This is a genomic window from Prosthecobacter sp. (assembly GCF_044373815.1).
GTDB lineage: Bacteria > Verrucomicrobiota > Verrucomicrobiia > Verrucomicrobiales > Verrucomicrobiaceae > Prosthecobacter.
This window is the reverse complement of record NZ_JBIPNG010000553.1, coordinates 1-3,967: the sequence shown is the minus strand read 5'-3', so window position 1 is coordinate 3,967 and position 3,967 is coordinate 1. Positions and strand designations below refer to the sequence as shown.

Here is a 3,967-nt window from a genome sequence, read left to right as displayed (position 1 = left end):
TCAAAGCCTGGTGGGCGCGCCACCCGAAGGTGAAGCAGATTTTCAATCAAAGCATCGAGGCCCTGGCCAAGCACTTCGGCGCAGCGATGGACGTTCCGTTTCAAGACCTCCCGCAGGACTTCAAACACGCGCTATTCCATGGCACCGGCGCTGCGCCCATCAGCACCGGCTGGAAAAAGACCGAGAACAAACGAAGCGTCGCCAAGCCCTTCGAAGGCCTGCTGCCTGAAATCGCCCGCATGTATCAAAACGCCGAGAGCGATGTCCTCCGCGCCGCGCTCTCGCGCCTGATGAATCCACAGCCCTGCGTGACCTGCGGGGGCATGCGGTTGAAGCCAGAATCGCTGGCGGTCAAGCTGCGTGCTCAGGACAAAGACCTGAACATCCACGACTTCACCGCCCTGCAAACCCGTGACGCCTTGCTGTGGATGCGTGAGCTGGAAGTCACCGAGCAGCAGAAAGCCTACGTCGGCGAGCTCCAGCGCGAGATCTCCAAACGCATCGAGTTTTTGGAGCAGGTCGGCCTCGGCTACCTCGCTCTGAACCGCGAAAGTGGCACTCTCTCCGGCGGCGAGATGCAGCGCATTCGCCTCGCCTCGCAGATCGGTGCCGGACTCGCAGGAGTGCTCTATGTGCTGGACGAGCCCAGCATCGGCCTGCATCCCAGCGACAACGAGCGCCTCATTCAAACCCTCCTGCGCCTGCGTGATCTCGGCAACACCGTGCTCGTCGTGGAGCATGACGAGGCCACCATGCGAGCCGCAGACTACATCATCGAACTCGGTCCCGGCGCCGGACAGCTCGGTGGCAAAATCACTGCACAGGGCACGCCCGCAGAGATCGCCGCGAATCCAACTTCCATCACCGGCGGCTACTTGAGCGGCCGCGTTCGCATCGAGGCGAAAGCACTGCCCCAAACCCTGCTCACAGAGTCCCTGGGACCGCGCTCCAAGCACTCTTTAACCATCCACGGCGCCACCGAGCACAACCTGCGCAACGTCACCGCCGCCTTTCCTTTGGGCAGCTTCACCTGCGTCACCGGCCCTTCCGGCAGTGGCAAATCGACTCTGGTCGATGACATCCTCATGCGTGCGCTTCGCCGCCATTTTTACGACGCCAAGGACATCCCCGGCACGCACGAAAAAATCACCGGCCTGGAACAACTCGACAAAGTCGTGGTCATTGATCAGTCGCCCATCGGCCGCAGCCCGCGCTCCAATCCCGCAACTTACACCGGCGCGTTTGGCCCCATCCGCGAACTCTTCGCACAACTGCCGCTGGCCCGCATGCGTGGCTACGATGCCGGGCGCTTCAGCTTCAACACACCCGGCGGCCGCTGTGAAAAATGCGAAGGCGACGGCGTCATCAAGATCGACATGCACTTCCTCGCCGATGTCTATGTCACCTGCGAATCCTGCAAAGGCCGTCGCTTCGGCGCAGAGACCCTGGAAGTGACCTTCAAAGGCAAGAACATCGCCGACGTGCTGGACATGACCGTCAGCGAAGCCGTCCGCTTCTTTGACCGCAGCACCAGCATCGGCCCCAAACTGCGCACGCTGGAAGAAACCGGCCTCGGCTACATCCGCCTCGGCCAGAGCGGCGCCTCCCTCTCCGGCGGTGAAGCCCAGCGCATCAAGCTCAGCGCCGAACTCGCCAAACGCAGCACTGGCCGCACCCTCTACGTCCTCGACGAACCCACCACCGGCCTCCACAGCGCCGACATCCAAACCCTCCTCGGCGTCCTCCTCCGCCTACGCGACGCCGGCAACACCCTCATCGTCATCGAGCACCACATTGATGTCATCCGCTGCGCCGACTGGATCATCGATCTCGGCCCCGGCGGCGGCACCGAAGGCGGCTACATCCTAGCCACCGGAACGCCAAAACAAGTGGCAGCGAATGAGAAGAGTGTGACCGGTCGGTTTTTGCAGCAGTGAGGTGTGTCGCACGCCCTAATCTCTCCCTTGCCATGATTGCCGCTGAAAGGCATAATGCAGGCATGTCTTCCGCCCAACTTGCCCAAGCCGTGCGATTGCTGCCACCAGCGGAGCATCATGCCTTCCTTGACGCCCTGCTGGCCTTCGACGCTGACGCTATTCGCCAACGCCTGGAGGATCTGGATGACATCCGCGACGCGCGAAATGTGCTCCAGGAAGAAACGGAATGGACTCCTTGGGAGAAAGTGAAGGAGGAACTGCATGACGTGGCAGGTTAGCCTGAGCAATCAGGCGCGGAAGTTTCTGCGTGATCTACGCGACGCCCGACTGCGTGAACGCCTTGAACGGGAGATCGACGCCCTCGCAATCAATCCACGACCACCGGGCGTGAAGCAGCTCACCGCCAGCGACGGTATCCATCGTGTGCGAGTCGGTGACCACCGCATTCTTTACGCGGTGAAAGATGCAGAACTGCTGGTGCTTGTGGTGAAGATCGCACATCGACGTGAGGTATACCGATGAAGCACATGCGCTCGCTGCGTCCTATGTGAATGATCCTTGCTGACCTGTGGCTGAATTAAGCCACGTTCCCTTCACTTCAGCGCCCTGACCAGCGGCTTCCCCATGCACACCGGCGGCTCCTGAATTCCCAGCCCCGCTGAAAGCGTCGGCGCAAGATCAGTAATGCTGAACTCATCCGCATAGCGCCCCGCCTTGAACGGCGCACCGTAGAAGATGATGGGAATATGCGTGTCATACGAGAAAGGCGAACCATGCGTCGTCCCCGTCGCCGCCTTCCCTGTGCCCGCGATCAGCCAAGGCTTGAGAATCAGAACCGCATCACCGCTGCGCTCACCATTGAACCCATTGGCGATGCGCTGTCCGATCACGCCCGGGGCGCGGCCTTCCAGCAATTGGTCGCGGCCATACACGGCATGAAACACGCCGGTGGAAAGCGCCCACTCAAGAATGAAAGCGGTGAGCGTCTCAGGAGCCAGTTTCTTCTCCTCCAAAACAACGTGGTCATAGTAGAGGTTTCCGTCCACCAGGCGTGGTTTCAGACTGCCTTTGGCAGACAAAAAGTAACGTCCCTCTCCGAAGTGTTCCACCACCTTGGCCTGCAACTCTCCGAGCATGTCAGCGACGGGCGGGCGGCCGCCATCCAGCCCCTGCTCCTTCGCATTTTCAGGATTCGGTGCCACGCCATGGTCCGCCGTTAGCACCATCACCACGTTGGCCAGCCCCACCTTTTTGTCGAGGTAGGCAAAGAGCTCCTTCAACTGCCGGTCCAGCCTCAAAGTGATGTCCTGCACCTCCTGCGAATAGGGTCCAAACTTGTGGCCGCAGTAGTCGATGGAGGAAAACGAAACACAGAGCAAATCGGGCTGTGTCCCCTGCCCCAGTTTTTCCCCTTCGATGGCTGCCTTCGCAAATTCCGCGAGAAGCTGATTGCCAAATGGCGTGGAGAGGATCGGCTCATAGCCTTCCGCCTCTTCCTTGATCACCTTGTGCGGAAAGGTACTGATCGTTTCACCAGCCAGATGGGATTCGCCAGCGGCCGCATCCGGCATGGGATACTGCTTCTCATCCAGCAGCCGGTCCCAGGTCTGCCCCACAAAGGCATCCGGCCTCTTGCTGTCGTTAAAAGCCTTCACCCAGGCCGGCAGCTCCTTCTCATAGTAGCTGCTGGTGATGAAGTTTCCCGTGGCCGACTCAAACCAATAGGCCCCAGTGGGCTTTTTCCCGGCTGGCAGGATGGCCCCGCGATCCTTCACAGACATGCTGACCACCTTGGAGCCCCAGTGCAGCCGCATTTGATCCGCGACAGTCGCACCGATGAAATTGCGCGGCGACATCTTCCCTGCCTTCGCATCCGGCGCAGTGCCCACGCCCGTCACACTGGGATCCTCCACGCAGTACATCATTGCGCCGCTGCGCTTGTCAAACCAGTCATTGCCGATGACCCCGTGCATCATCGGCGAGCTGCCGCTGAAGAAACTCGCATGTCCCGGTGCGGTGACGGTAGGATA

Annotated in this window: 4 protein-coding genes; 3 read left to right on the top strand and 1 reads right to left on the bottom strand. The window is 60.7% G+C overall.

Translation table 11 applies throughout. The annotated features are described in order from the left end of the window. From uvrA to ACIREA_RS28030, 3 genes are all read left to right on the top strand, one after another. On the top strand, window positions 1-1,937 hold a 1,937-nt coding region (uvrA, locus tag ACIREA_RS28040), incomplete at its 5' end, for an excinuclease ABC subunit UvrA (protein ID WP_397385622.1). Window positions 1,938-1,999: 62 nt separating this feature from the next. Next, the gene (locus ACIREA_RS28035; RefSeq protein ID WP_397385621.1) at window positions 2,000-2,215 is read left to right on the top strand and encodes a hypothetical protein; all 216 of its coding nucleotides are present in this window, start codon (window positions 2,000-2,002) and stop codon (window positions 2,213-2,215) included. Then, a complete protein-coding gene (locus ACIREA_RS28030; protein WP_397385620.1) occupies window positions 2,199-2,459 on the top strand; it encodes a type II toxin-antitoxin system RelE/ParE family toxin in 261 nt (86 codons plus the stop codon). The genes ACIREA_RS28035 and ACIREA_RS28030 overlap by 17 nt, the downstream gene beginning before the upstream one ends. A gap of 71 nt (window positions 2,460-2,530) precedes the next feature. Here the strand turns inward: ACIREA_RS28030 and ACIREA_RS28025 are convergent. After that, on the bottom strand, window positions 2,531-3,967 hold a 1,437-nt coding region (locus ACIREA_RS28025; RefSeq protein WP_397385619.1), incomplete at its 5' end, for an alkaline phosphatase family protein.